We start from the raw sequence: 17,931 nt of genomic DNA, 5'->3' as shown, positions 1-17,931 counted from the left end.
ATGACAATAGATAATACTAAGATTAATTCCAGAATAAAAAAATTAGAATTACTGTTAAAGCAAGTAGATAAAATCCATCTACGTGAAGCATCTGCTATCCTTAATGTTTCAGAAATGACTATTCGTCGAGACTTAGTTTCCACAAAATCAATGAGCTTGCTGGGCGGATATATTGTTAATGAAACAAAAAATAATTATTTTCTCTTAGAACAACAAGATAAAAATATAGTAGAAAAAATGGATGTAGGGAAACTGGCCTCTAGTTTAATTGAAGATGGGGATGTCATATTTTTTGATTGTGGAACCACGATTGCGTCTTTAGCTTCACAGATCTCTGATAAAGTTAAATTTACAGCGATATGTTGTTCTATTAATACATTTATGATTTTACAAGAGAAAATAAATTGCAATATTATTCTATGTGGTGGTCATTATTCGAGAGATAATTCACTGGTCACATCAACTCAAAGTCATTCCATACTAGACTCTGTATGTACAACGAAAGCATTTATTGCAACTTCCGGTGTTGATAGACAACAGGGGCTAACCTGTTTTAGATTCAGTGAAGCCCAAGTAAAGCAAAAAGCCATGGCAAAAACACAAAAGAAAATTCTTATTTTTGATCATACTAAGTTTCAACAAGTTCATTCTGCCTACATTGGTCAACTTGATGACTTTGATCTGATAGTCTGTAATAGACCTATTCCAGAAGAATTTGGAATACCAAGTGAAAGAATTTGGGGAGGTAAATAAGTTTAGTCGTGATCTCTTGAATTTAATATAAGATAAGATAATTAAATAGAAATTTAGAGAGGTGAATGCTTTATTTTGGCTGATAAAATGCATAAACAAAAAACATTCACCCTTGATGAACATATGCTAAATGAGAACCTCTCACTTATTAAATTAAGTTTTACACTTTTTCTTCTAAAAGTGCGGTAGGATTTTCTTCAGTTTTATCTACCTCGCTAGTTTGGAGCGACATTGCATGGTGTAGGCTTTCTTGACGGATTTTTTCTGCCATCGCTTTATCGCCGGCTTGCTCAAATACGTAAGCCGCCATCATAGCATCATTAGATTCGAGCTGTTTCGGGCAAGCAATGACTTTCTTAAAAGCCTCTACCGCTTTAGTAAATTCGTTATTACGCACATACAAATAACCAAGAGCACGATTAATACCACAGCATTGATTTTCATCAGCATATTTGGCACGTTTTTCCATCATCTTGATTAATTTTGTATTATCAGTCGGCTGTAAACGGGTCATTTGTGTACAAAGTGCCGGACTTAACGGTGTATTATCGCCCCATTTCTTTAATGTTTCTAGGGTGAATTCATAAGCAGATTCATGGTCATTGCAATCAATTAAGCGTTGAATTAATGCAACTTTTAAACCTAAATCGTTGCGACGACGGCGAGGCTGAGCTTCCCACCAAGCGAGTAAACCATCTACGCCTTCTTCATTCATTTTTTCATCAAGTAAACCATTCTCTGTATTCACCTGCACCGTTTTAAACTCATCGGGTGAATATAAACCTGAGCGCTGAATTAAATCCAAAATATTATCAAGCGCCTGATAAGCTTTAGATTGCGTATAAATCTCAACCGCTAATTTTAAGACTTCTTTATTTCGATCCGTCATCTCCAACAAACTATCTACCGAGCTACGGGCTGCCGGTAATTTATTTTGTTGTAACAGGATTCGGGTACGGGCAATTTCAACAAGTAAGTTATCCGAACCAGCAAGTTCGGTTGCTTCAATTAAATAACGGTTTGCGCTAAATTCATCACCACGTTGTTGTGCAGCTTCAGCCGCTTTAATGAGATTTAAAATAGGTTCGTCAGAATGTTTCGCATTCTTACCGATAAGTTTCTCAGCCTTGCTATAATCCCCTTCGTCCATTTTCATTAAACCTTCAAGAGTTTGTTTTTGTGCTTTAACACGTTTACGACGAGAAAACCAGCTGTAAGTATTATTACTTAAACGCAAGAAACGGCTAACAATCCACTCTATGGCATAAACTACTGCAAGGGCTGCAACAAATAAAATCACCAGTGTCGTGATAGACATTTCATAAATATTACCTGCCGTTTCAATACGAACATAACCTTGCTGACCTGAAAGATACGGGCCTGCAATCAACCCTGCAAGTAAAGCCAGCATTAAAAATAGTGTTCTAAACATAGTCTATCCTTATTGTTGAGGCTCAGTGGTTGGTTTCTCATCCGTAGAAGACACATCCTGATTGGCTTGCCCCTCTTTCACATCACTTAATTTTGTCGGTTCGTCAAAAGATTTTTCAGCTTCAATCTCAATTTTTTTCACATCCATAGGCGTACGATTGAGATATTTATCAAGTAAGTTCAAACTTTGTAATTGATTCGGCACATCGACATAAACCGATAATTCCATTAATTCATCAGTAGATTTTAAGAAACTCTGTGTGACTTCCGTGTTTGTATCAAAATAGCTGCGTACCCAAGTTGCGACCGCATCCAAGGATTGTTTATATAAATCATTTTGCTGACGCGATACCGCCATAATCGCTAACTGTAAACGTAAGCGAATGTTTTCACGTAAATAAATGTCTTGATTGGGGGCAAGCAATTCTTTTTTATCCGTACCTTGTTTCGGTGTAATTCGAATAAAATGATTCAAAAAAGAAACCGCACTTTTTTCTGCATTAGCTTGCCAATCGTCCAAAGAATCAGACAATTTGGTCGAATCGGAAACATCGCCAAAATTAACGTTCAACAAAGGCAATTCATCCACAGAATTGGCTAACTGGGAAAGCTGTTGCATTACCGAATTTTGATCAACATTATCGACTGAAAGTAGTTGTTTGAGATCTTGGTTAATTGCCGCACGAATCGCTATTGATTCAGAACTATTTACCTTCATTAACGTTTCATTAGCCAATTTCAATAGAGAAATTCCGGTCTCTATATCACTGTCCAACACTAACTTACGTAATGCATTGTTAAGTAAAAAATCGGCTTCTGAAAATAACCAATCGTTAGGCTGTTGAGCCACCGCTTGTTTACTCACTACTTCAAGTTGGTGACGTAATGCACCTAACTCCTGATCTTTTGCTAAAACCAATTGCTCAACTTGATTCAATTTATTTTGTGTTGCGGAAATATTTTTTTCAAGAGTTTCAATCTGTTCAGGTTGAACACTGTCCAAAGGAGTTGACGAAACGTTAGTGATTTTTCCTTCAAGTGCGGTCAATTTTTGCTGAATTTCTCCCACTTGCTGCTGCCCTAAATAATAGCCGGCTCCGCCCACGCCTAACGCAATTAAAATAGCCAACAGACTTAACCCTGTTCCGCTTTTCTTCACAATGGTTTGAGCTGGTTGGGAATTGGTTTCAGTTGGAGTTTCAGCTGTGGTTTCAATGGTACTTTCTACAGTATCATCAAGGTTTTCTGCTACTTCATTTGATTTATTTTTCGCCATATTCATTCCTTATTAGGTCATTTAGCTAAGTAATGTCTTCAACAAACTTTGGTTATCCGCTTTTGGAGAGAGGATGACGGTTTGCCAGCCTTGAGATTTTGCTACATCGGCAATACGGGCACTCACCGTGACTAACTTACAACTTTTCAGCCAGCTTTGTTCAGTTTCAGGGACAAATTTAATTAATGCATGTAAAATTTCTAAACTGGTGACGACTAATGTATCCACACCGGAACGTTTATAAATACTGCTTTGTTCATCATTATTATAGATTATAGGCTCTCGACGGTAGCATTCCACCGTTTCTACCATTGCTCCTCGTTTTTTCGCTTGTTCAGTAAAATATTCACGCCCGCCATTACCGCGTAAAATTAAAATTTGTTTTCCATTAAGTTGTTGCATTTGTGGAAGAGCAAGCAAGCCCTCACTATTTTCTTGTTCAATGGGGTAGCGTATAAATTGTTCGCTTTGACAGGCAAAATGCTGTGCGGTTCTTTGCCCAACAGTAAAGTATTGTAAATCTTCACGCCAATGGAAGCCGACTTCTTTTAGCGTTTTAGCAGAAAAATCAACCGCACTTTTAGACACAAGAAAGACATAATCACCGGATTTTAATCGATCAAGTTTCCCCGGTAGGCTTTCCAACTCTTTACCACTTGCAAAAGTAAATAAGGGTAAATACAGCGCTACCCAACCGGCTTGATTGAGTAAATCAGCCAGCTGTTTTCCACGTTCATCAGGGCGGGTGACAAGAATCGCCATTACTGTTCTCCTAATGAATAAACTTTCGCAAGGATACGATCGGCACCTTGTGTGAGCAATTTTTCTGCGAGTTGAACGCCTAATTCTTCCGCTTTCTCAACTGTACTTTTACTTTCTACCCGAATAATTGATGAGCCGTCAAGTTCACCAACCAGTGCGCGTAAATAAATTTGATTATTTTCGAGAACAGCATATCCCCCAATAGGCACTTGGCAACCACCCTGCAAACGTGCGTTCATGGCTCTCTCCGCCTTGACACAAACTGTCGTCTCTTCATCAGCAAGCGGTGCGAGTAATGCCTGAACAAGATGATCATCCGTTCGACATTCAATCCCAACAGCACCTTGTCCAACCGCCGGCAAAGAAGTTGTCACCTCAATAAAAGAGGCAATACGCTCTTTCATCCCCAGACGAATTAACCCGGCTGCAGCCAAAATGATTGCATCGTATTCGCCATTATCCAATTTGCTTAACCGAGTCCCCACATTACCACGTAAAGAACGAATATCTAAATCCGGTCGTAACTCTTTTAATTGGCATTGACGGCGTAAACTTGATGTACCGACAATCGCGCCTTTCGGTAAATCATCAAATGACGCATAGTGATTGGAGACAAAGGCATCACGTGGGTCTTCACGCTTACAAATAACACTTAGTCCAAGCCCTTCTGGAAATTGCATTGGAACATCTTTCATGGAGTGTACAGCAATATCGGCGCGTTTTTCTAATAATGCATTTTCTAATTCTTTGACAAATAAGCCCTTCCCGCCAATTTTGGCCAAAGGAGTATCAAGAATAACATCTCCTTTTGTCACCATTGGAACAAGCTCCACGGTTAAGTCTGGGTGGATTTTTTCTAAACATTCTTTTACAAAATTAGCTTGCCATAATGCAAGCGGACTTTGTCGTGTTGCTATTTTTAGAATGGTTGATGTTGTCATAACTGTATTAATATGTCAGCAATTTGTCCTTTATCCTATCACTCTTAGGGAAAAAAGTCAGTTTTCATTTAGCTTTTCTATGGAAGATTCCGGTGATCTTGCTTCTGGTTAAATCCTATCTATAGGATATAAAAAAGTGATATGAAAAAGGCAGATCTTTCGATCTGCCTCCATATTCAATTCATCAGATGAATTATTTAATAATTTTCGCAACAACGCCCGCACCTACAGTACGACCACCTTCACGGATTGCGAAACGTAAACCTTGGTCCATCGCAATCGGGTGGATTAAGGATACAGTCATTTTGATGTTATCGCCAGGCATTACCATTTCCACACCTTCCGGTAACTCAATAGTACCGGTTACGTCTGTTGTACGGAAATAGAATTGTGGACGGTAACCTTTGAAGAATGGGGTGTGACGACCACCTTCATCTTTAGATAATACGTACACTTCTGATTCGAAGTCAGTGTGTGGCGTGATTGAACCCGGTTTCGCCAATACTTGACCACGTTCGATTTCTTCACGTTTGGTACCACGTAATAACGCACCGATGTTTTCACCTGCACGACCTTCGTCAAGTAATTTACGGAACATTTCAACACCGGTTACGGTTGTTTTTGCCGTATCTTTGATACCCACGATTTCAACTTCATCACCTGTACGGATGATACCACGCTCTACACGACCGGTTACTACCGTACCACGACCGGAGATTGAGAACACATCTTCAATTGGAAGAAGGAACGGTTGGTCAATTGCACGTTCAGGTTCCGGGATATAAGTATCTAAGTGGTTTGCTAATTCAAGGATTTTTTCTTCCCATGCCGCATCGCCTTCTAACGCTTTTAATGCTGAACCACGTACGATTGGGGTGTCATCACCCGGGAAGTCATATTGAGAAAGAAGTTCACGAACTTCCATTTCAACTAATTCTAACAACTCTTCGTCATCAACCATATCGCATTTGTTTAAGAATACGATGATGTAAGGTACACCTACTTGGCGACCTAATAAGATGTGTTCACGAGTTTGTGGCATAGGACCGTCAGTCGCCGCAACCACTAAGATTGCACCGTCCATTTGTGCCGCACCGGTAATCATGTTTTTAACGTAGTCGGCGTGTCCCGGACAGTCAACGTGTGCGTAGTGACGGGTTGGTGTATCGTATTCAACGTGTGAAGTATTGATGGTAATACCACGCGCTTTTTCTTCCGGCGCGTTATCGATTTGGTCAAATGCACGAGCCGCACCACCGTAGTGTTTTGCCAATACTGTCGTGATTGCTGCTGTTAAAGTTGTTTTACCGTGGTCAACGTGGCCGATTGTACCCACGTTTACGTGCGGTTTTGTACGTTCAAATTTTTCTTTAGACATTTAAAGAGTCCCTCTAAATAGACACGGTTATCGATGGGTAAATTAAACCACATTAACCAATAAAATTCATTACTATTTAACAAGGAAAGTGAATTGAAGGCTGGTGCTGATAGGCGGATTTGAACCGCCGACCTCACCCTTACCAAGGGTGCGCTCTACCAACTGAGCTATATCAGCGTTTGGAGCGGGCAGCGGGAATCGAACCCGCATCATTAGCTTGGAAGGCTAAGGTAATAGCCATTATACGATGCCCGCAAGTCCTAAATTCATCTGTCCCATCAGAATTCATCTAAAAGATGGTGGAGGGAGAAGGATTCGAACCTTCGAAGGCTGAGCCAACAGATTTACAGTCTGCCCCCTTTGGCCGCTCGGGAACCCCTCCACGCTAAATGAATGCTTGTCTACGAAAGAATGGTGCCGACTATCGGAATCGAACTGATGACCTACTGATTACAAGTCAGTTGCTCTACCTACTGAGCTAAGTCGGCGTGTCGTAAGCAAGTGAGGCGTATTATATGGAAAAAAGTTTGCCTGACAAGTCTTTTTTCTAAAAAAATTTATTTTTTTACTTGTTCGTCTAATTTGCAAGCAAAACCGCCCGTTTTTTGACGTCATTTTCATCAAGTTAGAAAAAAACAATGCATAACAAGGCGTTATAAGGTATATTTTTCAATAATATTTCAACAACATTACCGTTATATAGTGGAAATTTCAAACCAACTCACACCATTTTTAAGTTTTAGTCGAGAACAATGGGCTAACTTGCGAAAATCGGTACCACTAAAACTCACTGAACAGGATCTTAAACCGCTACTTGGCTTCAATGAAGAACTTTCTCTTGATGAAGTAAGAACCATTTATTTACCACTCGCCCGCTTAATTAACTATTATATTGACGAAAACCTTCGCCGCCAAACCGTACTCAATCGTTTTTTAGGCGGACAAAGTCCTAAAGTCCCTTACATTATCAGCATTGCAGGGAGTGTTGCTGTCGGCAAAAGTACCTCTGCACGTATTCTGCAATCTCTCCTCTCCCATTGGCCGGGCGAAAGAACAGTTGATCTTATTACAACCGACGGATTCCTCTATCCGCTCGAAAAACTGAAGCAGGATAATCTACTACAAAAAAAAGGCTTTCCCGTCTCTTATGACACGGCGAAGCTCATTCACTTTTTAGCCGACATTAAATCTGGCAATAAACATGTTAAAGCACCTATTTACTCGCATTTGACATACGATATTATTCCTGATGAATTTCACGAAGTTAATCAACCGGATATTTTAATTTTAGAAGGATTGAACGTACTACAAACGGGCGGAAACAAAAGTAATCAAATTTTCGTTTCTGATTTTGTAGATTTTTCAATTTATGTGGATGCAGAAGAAAATTTGCTAAAAGAATGGTATATCAAGCGTTTCTTAAAATTCCGCCAAAGTGCCTTTAGTAACCCTGATTCCTACTTTAAACACTACGCCACGCTGTCAGAAGAAGAGGCAATTACCATCGCCTCCCAAATTTGGGAAAGTATCAACGGTTTAAATCTACGAGAAAATATTTTGCCAACCCGTGAACGGGCAAACCTCATTTTGACAAAAGGTGCGGCTCACGCAGTGGAGTTAGTCAAACTTAGAAAATAAAAAGAGCGGTTAAAAATCGCGTTGTTTTTTAACCGCCTTATATCAATAATGTTTTACATCTTCCGTTTGTTGAATTTTCTCTACTATCGGCACGGCTTCATCACTCAGCAAAAAATCAAAGGTGCTTTGAGGTACCAGTTTTTTGACTGCCAACCAATTTTTATCCTTAATAGCCTGCCTAACAGCCGATGCACTAATAACTCTTTCAGCCGTTTCTTTCCGTTCCACCACCACGCACGCCACACCATATTCCGGTAATTTTTGTAGCATAGTTTGATTGTAAAGGTTTGTCACATGGCTAAACGGCTCATCACCCACATAACGGCGTTGAATCCCCAATGCTTGTGCAATGCGTACAAAAATCTGTAAATCAATCTCTACATTGCTTTTAATAACAGCATCATCGCTTTTTTGGAAATAGCTCGGGAAAGTGGCTTGGCTTATGATATAAGAACCGCTATCGTGCAATATGACATTAGGCAAATGCGCGATACCGGCTTGAATCAATTTTTTACGCACAGAGTAAGGGAATAAACTACTGCCTTCACTCAAAATAAACAGATGAACAATGTCATTTTCACTCGCTGCTTTTTCTACCAAATATTGATGTCCAAGAGTGAAAGGGTTGGCATTCATCACAATAGCCGCCGTTCTTTTCTCGTTAAAAACGCCCTGATTTTTCACCGCACTTTTTGCTGTCTCGTTTTGCAGCCGAGTTAAATAATCCCCGAATCCATTGCGTTTGTTTTCCATAAAGACGATCTGATCCGGAATTCGCACGATCTCCCGAAAGCCGAGATCATAGAAAAATTTTGCTGACTCACATTTCGTATAGAGAAACAGATGTGCATTGCCTCGTTCCATTTGAACATTGATCAAATGTGTGACGACTTGATTCATCAAGCCTTCCCCTTGATGAAATTGAGATACCGCTAAGCAACGCAAGGTATTACCAAAACAAGCCCCTGTTGCAATGATATTAAACTCCTCATCAAACATTGCACAAAGATAGTCCAAATTTGGATCACGCTGAATCCCTTCTTGCTCAAGCAGCGCATCAATTTGAGCAAGGCTATTTCGGTCGGAAAAAGCAACTTGACCAATAGAATAATGATTCATAGCGTTATACGTTTAACCAAAATGTAACGGGACCGTCATTAGTGAGGCTGACCTGCATATCTGCGGCGAAACGCCCGTTTTCAACCTGAATCTTCTCGGCACATTTTTGTGAAAAATAGTCATAAAGCTCATTTGCCAGTGCCGGTTCAGCCCCCTTAGAAAAACTCGGGCGCAAGCCTTTTTGGGTATCGGCGGCAAGGGTGAATTGCGACACCACCAACAATGCGCCGCCAGCTTGCTGAACATTTAAATTCATTTTGCCGTTTTCATCGTTAAAAATGCGGTAATGTAAAACTTTTTCTGCCAATTTATCGGCTTTTGTGCGGTCATCATTTTTCTCCACACCCAGTAATACTAATAACCCTTTGCCAATTTTTCCGACTTTTTCACCATTCACATCCACTTGAGCCCGTGTAACACGCTGTATTAATGCAATCATTATATCTCCTTCATTTCTTCATTTTCTAACCGCACTTTTTCTCGTTTCATCTCGGCTAAAACGGCGGCGAGTTGCGCACCAAGTAAAACAACCGTCCAACTTAATTGAACCCATAACAACATTATCGGCAGAGTTGCCATCGCGCCATAAATTAATTGATAAGAGGGGAAAGTGGCAATATACCAAGCAAAAGCCTGTTTACCCAATGTGAAGAATACGGCTGCGATTAATGCCCCGGCAGCGGAATGTTTGACGCTGACTTTTTTATTCGGCACTACCGTATAAAGCACGGTAAAAATAAACCAAGTGGAAAGAAAAGGAACAAAACCGAGTAATGTTAAACCGAAGGAAAGATGTTCCGAACTCTCAAACATCGCTTTCACATAAGCGCTTGCGGCAATACTTGTACCAATAAGCAAAGGCCCAAGGGTTAAAATCAGCCAATAAATCGCAAAAGAAGTAAAAATCGGGCGCGTACCGCTCTCTTGCCAAATGCCGTTTAAGGTGCGATCAATGGAATTAATCAGCATTAACGCCACGGCAATTAAACTGACAATCCCCACCGCGCTCATCTGCTTAGAATTATTCACAAATTCATCAATATATTGCCCCACAACATCGCCTGCAGAGGGGGCAAAGTTTGTAAAAATAAACGCTTTCAGCGCACCGGTTACCTCATTGAACACCGGAAACGCCGAAAAAATTGAAAAAATCACCATCACTAACGGCACAATCGCCAACATAGTGCTATAAGTGAGCGAGCCCGCAGCCTGCGTCAATTTATTTTCATTAAAACGTAGCCAAAATCGTTTAAAGAAAGTGAAATCTGTCATAGTCATAGCCATGCCCCGCAACAATGTTTAAATTTTTTCCCCGAACCGCAAACACAAGGTTGCTTCATGGTTGGCAATACCACTGTCGGATCAACAAAATACCAACGCCCCTCAATCTTGACAAAAATTGACCGCTCTTGATGAGACTGCTCCCCTTCCTCACTCTGAAAAATCGCACGAAATTCTACCGCACTTTGCTGTTTGGTTAAGGTTTCCGTTTTCAGAATTTGTAAACCAAGCCATTGGGTACTATCCGCCCAATCTTGTAAGACTTGCGTTGCTAAGAGCCTTTGTTGGCTGGGGACGGTTGTTTCTACGATATAAGCAATATCTTTCAGTACATACGCCGTATAGCGTGAACGCATAAGCTGTTCCGCCGTTTCCGGCAAAGCCTTATGCTGATGGAATAGCCCGCAACAATCTCCATAATTTTTTGTTGATTGGCAAGGGCAAAGTACGGTTGTTTTATTTGTCATTTTTGCATGCCCGAACTTTACTTAATTGAGAACTTAATGAACGTTTAAATGCTGCTGCTAATTCTTCAACGGCAAGTGCCTGCTCTAATTCTTCCGCCGTTGGTTTACCCGACAATAAGCGATTTAAATGACGAATAGTAAGTTGAGGATAAGGTCGGCTTTTTAGGATTAATTCATCCCCTTGCGAAATTTCCCCCTCTTCAATAACACGCACATACCAACCGCTCCAACCTGAAAGATAAACGGTTTTTTGGGTTTCGGGATTATTGGTATTTTTAGATAAACGTTCGCAAGGTTTGCGGGGTTGCGACACTTCCAAAAGGGTTGTACCGATTTTAAAGCGATCGCCCACACAAACGGAATCCTCGTCAAAGCCTGAGACGACAAAATTTTCGCCATAAACCGCCGTACCAATGTAAGAAAAATCTTCGTCTAATAAGGTATTTAATGCAGGAAAAGACACATCCGACATAAAAAATAATGCTTTATCCACACCGCCATGGTGTTTTTTAAGCCCGACATCATTACCATACGCACCCAATGAATGGATTTTTACAGAGGATACCGGGCGTTTTCGAATAGCACTTTCATAACAGGTACCGTCAGCAAAAGTCAGTTGTTCGACTTCACCGATTTTAATCACCAAAATTTCTGACTTTGACATTTCATTTCCCTTATCAACAAAAACGCGTAAAATTATATCGCAAAATGACTTAAATTTTGACCGCACTTTGTTTTTTCCCTATCATTTCCCCATAAATAGCATTAAAGAAAGGAACACTTATGCAATATGATCTCGCACGAAGCACACAAGGACAAACACTCGGTATTACCGCAAAAATGGCAAATCGCCACGGCTTAATCGCCGGGGCGACCGGTACGGGGAAAACCGTCACCTTACGTAAAATGGCAGAAACGTTCAGTGATGACGGTGTGCCGGTGTTTTTGGTCGATGTCAAAGGCGATCTGTCAGGCCTGGTGAAAGCAGGTCAATTTCAAGGCAAAATTGCCGAGCGCATCGAACAATTTGAACTAGGCGGCGAGGCTTATTTAAAGGGCTACCCCGTCTCTTTTTGGGATGTTTTCGGTAAAACCGGTATTCCGCTTCGTACCACCATTTCTGAAATGGGCCCTTTATTACTTTCCCGCCTGTTAAATCTTAATGCCACACAAGAAGGTTTGTTGAATCTCGTTTTCCGTGTTGCCGACGACAAAGGTTTATTGCTTATTGATTTAAAAGATCTTCGTGCAATGCTAAAATATGTAGCGGAAAATGCCAAAACTTTCCAAGTGGAATACGGCAATGTCTCTGCGGCGAGTGTAGGAGCGATTCAACGTGCATTGCTTACCCTTGAAAATGAAGGCGCTGCAAATTTATTCGGCGAACCCGCCCTTAATCTTGACGACTGGTTACAAACTCGTGATGGGCGTGGCGTGATCAATGTTTTAAATTCGGAACAACTGATTAACTCTCCAAGAATGTATAGTGCGTTCTTGTTATGGTTAATGTCTGAATTATTTGAGCAATTACCGGAAGTAGGTGATCCGGATAAACCTAAATTCGTCATGTTTTTTGATGAGGCGCATTTATTATTTGACGATGCCCCGGCAGTATTGGTGGAAAAAGTCGAAAAAGTGGTGCGTTTAATTCGTTCTAAGGGGGTCGGCATCTATTTTGTCACACAAAATCCGTTAGATTTACCGGATACGGTTTTAGGTCAATTGGGTAACCGAGTACAACATGCATTACGTGCTTTCACACCACGTGATCAAAAAGCCGTAAAATCCGCTGCCGAAACCTTCCGTGCCAACCCGGCGGTCAATGTAGTAGAAAGTATTTCGACACTTGGCGTAGGGCAAGCGTTAGTCTCTTTCTTAGACGAAAAAGGTATGCCAACCCCAGTTGAAATTGCCTATATTTACCCGCCGAAAAGCCAACTTTCCCCTCTTTCAGGCGAAGAACGAACCACATGGGTAAAAGATGATGAGCTTTATCCGTCCTATAAAGATTATGTGGATAACGAATCTGCCTTTGAAGTCTTAAATGCGCAAGCCGATCTTGCCGCCGTGCAAAAAAAACAAGCGGAGCAAGCTCAAGAGGAAGAAGAAAACGGCATTTTAGGCAGCCTCAGCCGTATGATTTTCGGCACCAAAAAACGGGGTGATAAATTAAGCCCGACAGAACAAATGGTGAATAGCGTTGCAAAATCCGTGGGGAGAAATATTCGCAATGAAGTCACCAAACAAATTATGCGTGGTATTTTAGGCGCATTAAAAAAATAACAAACCAAAGTGCGGTCATTTTTACCGCTAAATTTAAATTAAGGAGACAACTATGTCAGAGGTATTTCATTTAAACTTAACCAAAGCACAATTAAAAGGGGCAACCATTGCCATCGTTCCGGGCGATCCGGCTCGCAGCGAACGTATAGCCAAACATCTTGATAATCCTGAGTTCCTCACCAGTACCCGAGAATTTACCTCGTGGTTAGGTTATTTAAACGGCCAACCCGTTGTGGTGTGCTCTACCGGTATCGGCGGCCCGTCCGTCTCTATTTGTGTGGAAGAATTAGCCCAACTCGGTGTTCGTACTTTTTTACGAATCGGTACCACCGGCGCTATTCAACCGCATATTAATGTCGGTGATATTCTCGTCACTACCGGTGCAGTACGTTTAGACGGTGCAAGCAAACATTTTGCCCCATTGGAATATCCGGCGGTAGCTAATTTTGAGTGTACTACCGCCCTTTACGATGCGGCAAAAGAAAAAGGTATTGAGCCTTTTGTCGGCATTACCGCCTCATCAGATACCTTCTATCCGGGTCAAGAACGTTATGACACTTACAGTGGAAAGATTTATCGTGATTACCAAGGCTTGCTCAAACAATGGCAGGATCTTAATGTGATGAATTTTGAGATGGAATCCGCTACCTTATTTACCATGTGTAATGCGTTAGGTTTACGCGCCGGTATGGTTTCAGGCGTGATCGTCAATCGTACGCAACAAGAAATCCCAAATGAAGCCACAATAAAAGCCAGCGAAGAAAAAGCGATTTCCGTAGTGGTAGAAGCAGTAAGGAAATTAGTTTCTTAAAAAGATGAAAAAGGCGTTTTGATATTGTAAAACGCCTTTATTTTTAACCGCACTTTTAATTATTCGCCCTTGCAAAAGCGGCGGCCTCAGCGACTAATTCGTCATTTGGACGTTGATGGGTATAAAGTTCGAATTGCTCCACTGCCTGTAAAACAATCACTTCCGCACCTGAAATAATTTGTTTGCCTAGGCTTTCGGCAAATTGAATAAACGGCGTTTCCGCAGGGATTGCCACCACATCAAAAGCGGTTTTTGCTTGTGTAATCATTGTGTTAGGAAAGGCTAAATCTTTTTCTTCTTTGCCACCTTGCATACCGATTGGCGTGACATTGATTAAAATATCTGCCTGCTGATTTTCCAAACTATTGACGTACTCGTAGCCGTAAAGTGCGGCTAAATACTGCCCTGTTTTTTCATTTCGGGCATAAACTTTTAAATTGTCAAAACCACTATTTTTAAATGCGGCAACCACCGCTTTTGCCATTCCTCCGCTGCCGTGCACCATCACCGTGCTGTTTTTATCTAACCGATATTTTTCAATCAGTTTCACGATCGCAATGTAATCGGTGTTATAGGCACGTAGAACACCGTTGTCATTCACAATAGTATTCACCGACTCAATGGCCTGTGCGGAAGGGTGAATTTCATCGACAAACGGCATACAACTTTCTTTAAACGGCATAGACACGGCACAGCCCCGAATCCCTAAGGCTCGCACACCTTTCACCGCATGTTCAATATCTTGTGTGGTAAAGGCTTTATAAATAAAGTTTAATCCCAATTTTTCGTACAGATAATTGTGAAACCTTGTGCCAAAATTTCCCGGTCTGCCGGAAAGAGACATACAGAGTTGGGTATCTTTGTTGATCATTTTATGATTCTCTTAAATATTCAAATTCATTCCATCATCAATAAAATATTGATTCATTTCAAATGCCGGTTTGGCGGCTTTATCCTTACCGATAATGCGTGCCGGTACGCCTGCGGCGGTGGCATATTCCGGAACAGGTTGAAGCACGACGGAATTTGCCCCAATTTTGGCATATTTGCCTACCTCGATATTCCCAAGAATTTTTGCACCGGCGCCAATCATCACTCCTTCTCGCACTTTAGGATGACGATCACCGGATTCTTTGCCTGTCCCACCTAAGGTGACACCTTGTAGAATGGAAACATCATTTTCAATAACAGAGGTTTCCCCTACTACAATGCCTGTAGCATGGTCAAACATAATACCGTGACCGATTTTTGCCGCCGGATGAATATCCACATCAAAGGCAACCGAAATTTGATTTTGTAAATAAAGCGCCAATGCCTTACGATTTTGTTTCCACAAATAATGCGTAATTCGATAGCTTTGAATGGCGTGAAATCCTTTTAAATAAAGTAATGGCGTAGAGCATAATTCCACTGCCGGATCCCGTTGGCGGACGGCTTTAATATCACAAGCGGCGTAATCAATAATGGCTGGATCCGCCAAATAGGCTTCCTCAATAATTTCTCGTAAGGAAATTGCTGGCATAATGGGATTCGCCAATTTATTAGCCAGTAAATAACTTAATGCACTGCCGAGATTTTGGTGTTTTAAAATTGTAGAATGAAAAAAACTGGCGAGCATTGGCTCGTTTTCAGCCAATTCTTTAGCTTCTTGGCGAATATGTTGCCACACATCTAATATCATTATTTCTCCTTTTATTCGCCTTTCCGTTCGCGCCCCAGTAAGCTATGAACCACATCTTGTGCCTTTTTACCACAAAAGAGCATCTGATAAATTTGTTCTGTGATCGGCATTTCAATACCTTGGCGTTGTGCCAGCAAATAGGCTTCTTTTGTATTATAAAAACCTTCTACTACTTGCCCGATATTTTCCATTGCCGCTTGAGCATCCAATCCTTCCCCTAACATCAGCCCAAAACGGCGGTTGCGGGATTGGTTATCGGTACAGGTTAAAACAAGATCGCCCAAACCTGACATACCGATAAAAGTATTCGGATTTGCACCAAGAGAAACCCCTAAACGGCTGATTTCGGCAATACCCCGTGTAATCAATGCCGTACGTGCGTTTGCTCCAAATCCCATTCCATCCGAAATACCGGCACCGATCGCGATCACATTCTTAATTGCACCGCCAAGCTGCACGCCGATCATATCGGAGTTCACATAAACACGAAAGTGTTTACTACAATGAATGCGAGCCTGAAATTCAAGGGCAAATTGTTCGTTATTCGCTGCTAACGTAATGGCGGTGGGTAAACCTTGTGCGAGCTCTTTGGCAAAAGTCGGGCCGGAGAGGATGGCAAGAGGATAATTTGTCCCCAGTTGTTCCTCTACGACTGTTTGCAGCAGTCGTCCGGTTCCGTGTTCTAAGCCTTTTGTCGCCCATATCAAGCGATGATGAGGCTGTAAGTGCGGTCGAATTTTGCTGAGAATTTCGTTAAAAGCATGGCTGGGTACAACGATTAAAATATCTTGCGATTGGTGAAGTGCCTGTGCCAAATCCTGTTCCACATAGAGCTCTTGCGGAAAGGGAATGTTGGGTAAAAAACGTTGGTTTTGGCGTTCTCTCCGCATCTGCTCAATATGTGTAGGATTGTGCCCCCATAAATAAGTCGGCGAGCCGTTACGCGAAAAAGAAATCGCTAATGCAGTACCGTAAGAACCTGCGCCAAGCACTGTAATCGGTGTTCGGGATGGAATCATCATTTTCTCCTCAAAAACAAAGGGCAAGCCCACAGCCTGCCCTTTTTAAATTAAGAATTAATGTTGCGTTTCTTTCTCTTCAGCCGGGGGATTTTCCACCGTTCCTTGCTGACGATTCATATATTCAATAAACAAGGCATCAAAATTCACCGGGGAAAGGTTTAACGCCGGGAATGTACCACGGTTCACTAAACTTGCGACTAATTCACGTGCATAGGGGAATAACATATTCGGACATTGTGAAGTTAAGCAATGTGCCATTTGCACCTCTTCCAAACCGCTAATCGTAAATACGCCCGCCTGTTTCACTTCACAGAGGAAAGCAAGATCACCGGAATCTTCCAATGTGGTTTCCACCGTAATGTTGAGTGTTACTTCATATAAATCATCGCCTAATTGCACGGTCTCTGTACTTAGGTCAAAACCTAGTTTAGGTTTCCATTCTTGATGAAAAATATGCGGAAGATTCGGCGCTTCAAAAGAAACATCTTTAACGTAAATACGCTGAATTTGTAAGACGGCTTGTGATTCCTCTGCAGCCACTTCAGGTTGTTGATTTTGTTCTGACATAATTTTAGTTCCTTATTTGTGTTTTTTAACGATAGGTAAATTCGCACCCAACCAAGCAGAAATACCGTCTTTTAAGATATAAACGCGGGCAAAGCCTTGTTTGGTCAGTAGTGCTGCCGATGCCGGTGCCGATACGCCGTTAACATCCACTAAAACCAATGGTTTTTCCTTGTGCTGTTCAATTTTGCCAAGATTAGCATTTTTAATATCGCTTGGAAGTAAATTGATACTATTAATAATATGACCACGTTGAAATTCATCTAAGGTACGAAGATCGATAACAACCGCATCTTCATTATTGATTAAACGAATCACTTCGGGATGTTGAACCGTTTTAAATTTCTCGGTAGCCGATTTGAAAAAACTGTAAATCACTAGGGCGAAAATCGCAAACCAAGAAACAGTTAGTAAAGTATGTTTTTGTGCAAACTGAATTGCATCAGGCAAAAATTCTTGCATTGTTATCTCAATATTATGTTGATTAAAATCTGACTGAATAAAATAGGGCTTAAGTATAACCA

At 41.2% G+C, this 17,931-nt stretch carries 19 protein-coding genes and 4 tRNA genes; 4 read left to right on the top strand and 19 right to left on the bottom strand.

The window, feature by feature from the left end:
* The gene (gene deoR, locus FEE42_RS08590) at positions 1–753 is read left to right on the top strand and encodes a DNA-binding transcriptional repressor DeoR (RefSeq protein WP_135969567.1); all 753 of its coding nucleotides are present in this window, start codon (positions 1–3) and stop codon (positions 751–753) included.
* A gap of 160 nt (positions 754–913) precedes the next feature.
* Here deoR and FEE42_RS08585 read toward each other — a convergent pair whose 3' ends face one another.
* From FEE42_RS08585 to FEE42_RS08545, 9 genes are all read right to left on the bottom strand, one after another.
* On the bottom strand, positions 914–2,185 hold the full coding sequence (locus tag FEE42_RS08585) for a heme biosynthesis protein HemY (RefSeq protein WP_059368586.1): 1,272 nt from the start codon (positions 2,183–2,185) through the stop codon (positions 914–916).
* A gap of 9 nt (positions 2,186–2,194) precedes the next feature.
* Entirely contained in the window at positions 2,195–3,460 is a 1,266-nt protein-coding gene (locus FEE42_RS08580; RefSeq protein ID WP_164028227.1) for a uroporphyrinogen-III C-methyltransferase, read from the bottom strand.
* 21 nt (positions 3,461–3,481) lie between these two features.
* The gene (locus FEE42_RS08575) at positions 3,482–4,222 is read right to left on the bottom strand and encodes a uroporphyrinogen-III synthase (protein WP_164028225.1); all 741 of its coding nucleotides are present in this window, start codon (positions 4,220–4,222) and stop codon (positions 3,482–3,484) included.
* Complete coding sequence (gene hemC / locus FEE42_RS08570; protein WP_164028224.1) at positions 4,222–5,163, bottom strand: hydroxymethylbilane synthase; 942 nt, start codon at positions 5,161–5,163, stop codon at positions 4,222–4,224. Before hemC ends, FEE42_RS08575 begins: the two co-directional genes overlap by 1 nt.
* Positions 5,164–5,356: 193 nt before the next feature.
* Entirely contained in the window at positions 5,357–6,541 is a 1,185-nt protein-coding gene (tuf, locus tag FEE42_RS08565; RefSeq protein ID WP_018356115.1) for an elongation factor Tu, read from the bottom strand.
* Positions 6,542–6,642: 101 nt separating this feature from the next.
* Positions 6,643–6,718, bottom strand: a tRNA-Thr gene (locus FEE42_RS08560).
* Between the two features lie 3 nt (positions 6,719–6,721).
* Positions 6,722–6,796: transfer RNA gene (locus tag FEE42_RS08555), tRNA-Gly, on the bottom strand.
* Between the two features lie 42 nt (positions 6,797–6,838).
* Positions 6,839–6,923: transfer RNA gene (locus FEE42_RS08550), tRNA-Tyr, on the bottom strand.
* A gap of 30 nt (positions 6,924–6,953) precedes the next feature.
* Positions 6,954–7,029: transfer RNA gene (locus FEE42_RS08545), tRNA-Thr, on the bottom strand.
* Positions 7,030–7,243: 214 nt separating this feature from the next.
* Between FEE42_RS08545 and coaA the strand changes: the two genes are divergently transcribed.
* Positions 7,244–8,179 carry a type I pantothenate kinase gene (gene coaA, locus FEE42_RS08540; protein ID WP_059368763.1) on the top strand — a complete coding sequence of 312 codons (936 nt, stop codon included), beginning with the start codon at positions 7,244–7,246 and terminating at the stop codon, positions 8,177–8,179.
* Positions 8,180–8,221: 42 nt separating this feature from the next.
* Here the strand turns inward: coaA and citC are convergent, their stop codons facing one another.
* From citC to FEE42_RS08515, 5 genes are read right to left on the bottom strand one after another with little or no spacing between them, the layout of a single operon-like run.
* On the bottom strand, positions 8,222–9,298 hold the full coding sequence (gene citC, locus FEE42_RS08535) for a [citrate (pro-3S)-lyase] ligase (RefSeq protein ID WP_164028222.1): 1,077 nt from the start codon (positions 9,296–9,298) through the stop codon (positions 8,222–8,224).
* Positions 9,299–9,302: 4 nt separating this feature from the next.
* The gene (gene dtd, locus FEE42_RS08530) at positions 9,303–9,737 is read right to left on the bottom strand and encodes a D-aminoacyl-tRNA deacylase (protein ID WP_059368761.1); all 435 of its coding nucleotides are present in this window, start codon (positions 9,735–9,737) and stop codon (positions 9,303–9,305) included.
* Entirely contained in the window at positions 9,737–10,570 is an 834-nt protein-coding gene (locus tag FEE42_RS08525; RefSeq protein ID WP_206023166.1) for a virulence factor BrkB family protein, read from the bottom strand. Before FEE42_RS08525 ends, dtd begins: the two co-directional genes overlap by 1 nt.
* Positions 10,571–10,572: 2 nt before the next feature.
* Positions 10,573–11,046: a YchJ family protein gene (locus FEE42_RS08520; RefSeq protein WP_164028220.1), complete on the bottom strand. Its 474-nt coding sequence runs from the start codon at positions 11,044–11,046 to the stop codon at positions 10,573–10,575.
* Positions 11,036–11,710, bottom strand: coding sequence for an MOSC domain-containing protein (locus FEE42_RS08515; RefSeq protein ID WP_164028219.1), 675 nt, complete (start codon positions 11,708–11,710; stop codon positions 11,036–11,038). The genes FEE42_RS08520 and FEE42_RS08515 overlap by 11 nt, the downstream gene beginning before the upstream one ends.
* Before the next feature lie 119 nt (positions 11,711–11,829).
* On the opposite strand from FEE42_RS08515, the gene FEE42_RS08510 reads away from it, so the two are divergent.
* Positions 11,830–13,329: a helicase HerA-like domain-containing protein gene (locus FEE42_RS08510; RefSeq protein ID WP_164028217.1), complete on the top strand. Its 1,500-nt coding sequence runs from the start codon at positions 11,830–11,832 to the stop codon at positions 13,327–13,329.
* Positions 13,330–13,381: 52 nt separating this feature from the next.
* Positions 13,382–14,140, top strand: coding sequence for a uridine phosphorylase (gene udp, locus FEE42_RS08505; RefSeq protein WP_059368757.1), 759 nt, complete (start codon positions 13,382–13,384; stop codon positions 14,138–14,140).
* 55 nt (positions 14,141–14,195) lie between these two features.
* Here the strand turns inward: udp and FEE42_RS08500 are convergent, their stop codons facing one another.
* Genes FEE42_RS08500 through FEE42_RS08480 form a run of 5 tightly spaced genes read right to left on the bottom strand, consistent with a single transcriptional unit; the run spans position 14,196 to position 17,869 of the window.
* Positions 14,196–15,011, bottom strand: a complete 816-nt coding sequence (locus FEE42_RS08500) for a shikimate 5-dehydrogenase (RefSeq protein WP_164028215.1) — start codon at positions 15,009–15,011, stop codon at positions 14,196–14,198.
* A 12-nt stretch (positions 15,012–15,023) separates the two neighbouring features.
* Positions 15,024–15,821 carry a serine O-acetyltransferase gene (cysE, locus tag FEE42_RS08495; protein ID WP_059368755.1) on the bottom strand — a complete coding sequence of 266 codons (798 nt, stop codon included), beginning with the start codon at positions 15,819–15,821 and terminating at the stop codon, positions 15,024–15,026.
* Between the two features lie 11 nt (positions 15,822–15,832).
* Positions 15,833–16,840 carry an NAD(P)H-dependent glycerol-3-phosphate dehydrogenase gene (gene gpsA / locus FEE42_RS08490; protein WP_164028826.1) on the bottom strand — a complete coding sequence of 336 codons (1,008 nt, stop codon included), beginning with the start codon at positions 16,838–16,840 and terminating at the stop codon, positions 15,833–15,835.
* Between the two features lie 57 nt (positions 16,841–16,897).
* Positions 16,898–17,410 carry a protein-export chaperone SecB gene (secB, locus tag FEE42_RS08485; protein ID WP_059368753.1) on the bottom strand — a complete coding sequence of 171 codons (513 nt, stop codon included), beginning with the start codon at positions 17,408–17,410 and terminating at the stop codon, positions 16,898–16,900.
* A gap of 12 nt (positions 17,411–17,422) precedes the next feature.
* Positions 17,423–17,869, bottom strand: coding sequence for a rhodanese-like domain-containing protein (locus FEE42_RS08480; RefSeq protein ID WP_059368894.1), 447 nt, complete (start codon positions 17,867–17,869; stop codon positions 17,423–17,425).
* Between the last annotated feature and the right edge of the window lie 62 nt (positions 17,870–17,931).

Origin of the sequence: Rodentibacter caecimuris (genome assembly GCF_010587025.1) — a bacterium.
GTDB classification, from domain to species: Bacteria; Pseudomonadota; Gammaproteobacteria; order Enterobacterales; family Pasteurellaceae; genus Rodentibacter; species Rodentibacter caecimuris.
This window is presented reverse-complemented; position numbering and strand designations above follow the sequence as displayed.

Excerpts from the sequence above, each read along its gene's own strand:
- udp (WP_059368757.1), top strand. The coding sequence starts at position 13,382 with ATGTCAGAGGTATTTCATTTAAACTTAACCAAAGCACAATTAAAAGGG.
- secB (WP_059368753.1), bottom strand. The coding sequence starts at position 17,410 with ATGTCAGAACAAAATCAACAACCTGAAGTGGCTGCAGAGGAATCACAA.
- FEE42_RS08580 (WP_164028227.1), bottom strand. The coding sequence starts at position 3,460 with ATGGCGAAAAATAAATCAAATGAAGTAGCAGAAAACCTTGATGATACT.
- FEE42_RS08510 (WP_164028217.1), top strand. The coding sequence starts at position 11,830 with ATGCAATATGATCTCGCACGAAGCACACAAGGACAAACACTCGGTATT.
- FEE42_RS08480 (WP_059368894.1), bottom strand. The coding sequence starts at position 17,869 with ATGCAAGAATTTTTGCCTGATGCAATTCAGTTTGCACAAAAACATACT.
- cysE (WP_059368755.1), bottom strand. The coding sequence starts at position 15,821 with ATGATATTAGATGTGTGGCAACATATTCGCCAAGAAGCTAAAGAATTG.
- dtd (WP_059368761.1), bottom strand. The coding sequence starts at position 9,737 with ATGATTGCATTAATACAGCGTGTTACACGGGCTCAAGTGGATGTGAAT.
- FEE42_RS08515 (WP_164028219.1), bottom strand. The coding sequence starts at position 11,710 with ATGTCAAAGTCAGAAATTTTGGTGATTAAAATCGGTGAAGTCGAACAA.
- citC (WP_164028222.1), bottom strand. The coding sequence starts at position 9,298 with ATGAATCATTATTCTATTGGTCAAGTTGCTTTTTCCGACCGAAATAGC.
- hemC (WP_164028224.1), bottom strand. The coding sequence starts at position 5,163 with ATGACAACATCAACCATTCTAAAAATAGCAACACGACAAAGTCCGCTT.
- gpsA (WP_164028826.1), bottom strand. The coding sequence starts at position 16,840 with ATGATTCCATCCCGAACACCGATTACAGTGCTTGGCGCAGGTTCTTAC.
- FEE42_RS08575 (WP_164028225.1), bottom strand. The coding sequence starts at position 4,222 with ATGGCGATTCTTGTCACCCGCCCTGATGAACGTGGAAAACAGCTGGCT.
- FEE42_RS08520 (WP_164028220.1), bottom strand. The coding sequence starts at position 11,046 with ATGACAAATAAAACAACCGTACTTTGCCCTTGCCAATCAACAAAAAAT.
- FEE42_RS08585 (WP_059368586.1), bottom strand. The coding sequence starts at position 2,185 with ATGTTTAGAACACTATTTTTAATGCTGGCTTTACTTGCAGGGTTGATT.
- tuf (WP_018356115.1), bottom strand. The coding sequence starts at position 6,541 with ATGTCTAAAGAAAAATTTGAACGTACAAAACCGCACGTAAACGTGGGT.
- FEE42_RS08525 (WP_206023166.1), bottom strand. The coding sequence starts at position 10,570 with ATGACAGATTTCACTTTCTTTAAACGATTTTGGCTACGTTTTAATGAA.
- deoR (WP_135969567.1), top strand. The coding sequence starts at position 1 with ATGACAATAGATAATACTAAGATTAATTCCAGAATAAAAAAATTAGAA.
- FEE42_RS08500 (WP_164028215.1), bottom strand. The coding sequence starts at position 15,011 with ATGATCAACAAAGATACCCAACTCTGTATGTCTCTTTCCGGCAGACCG.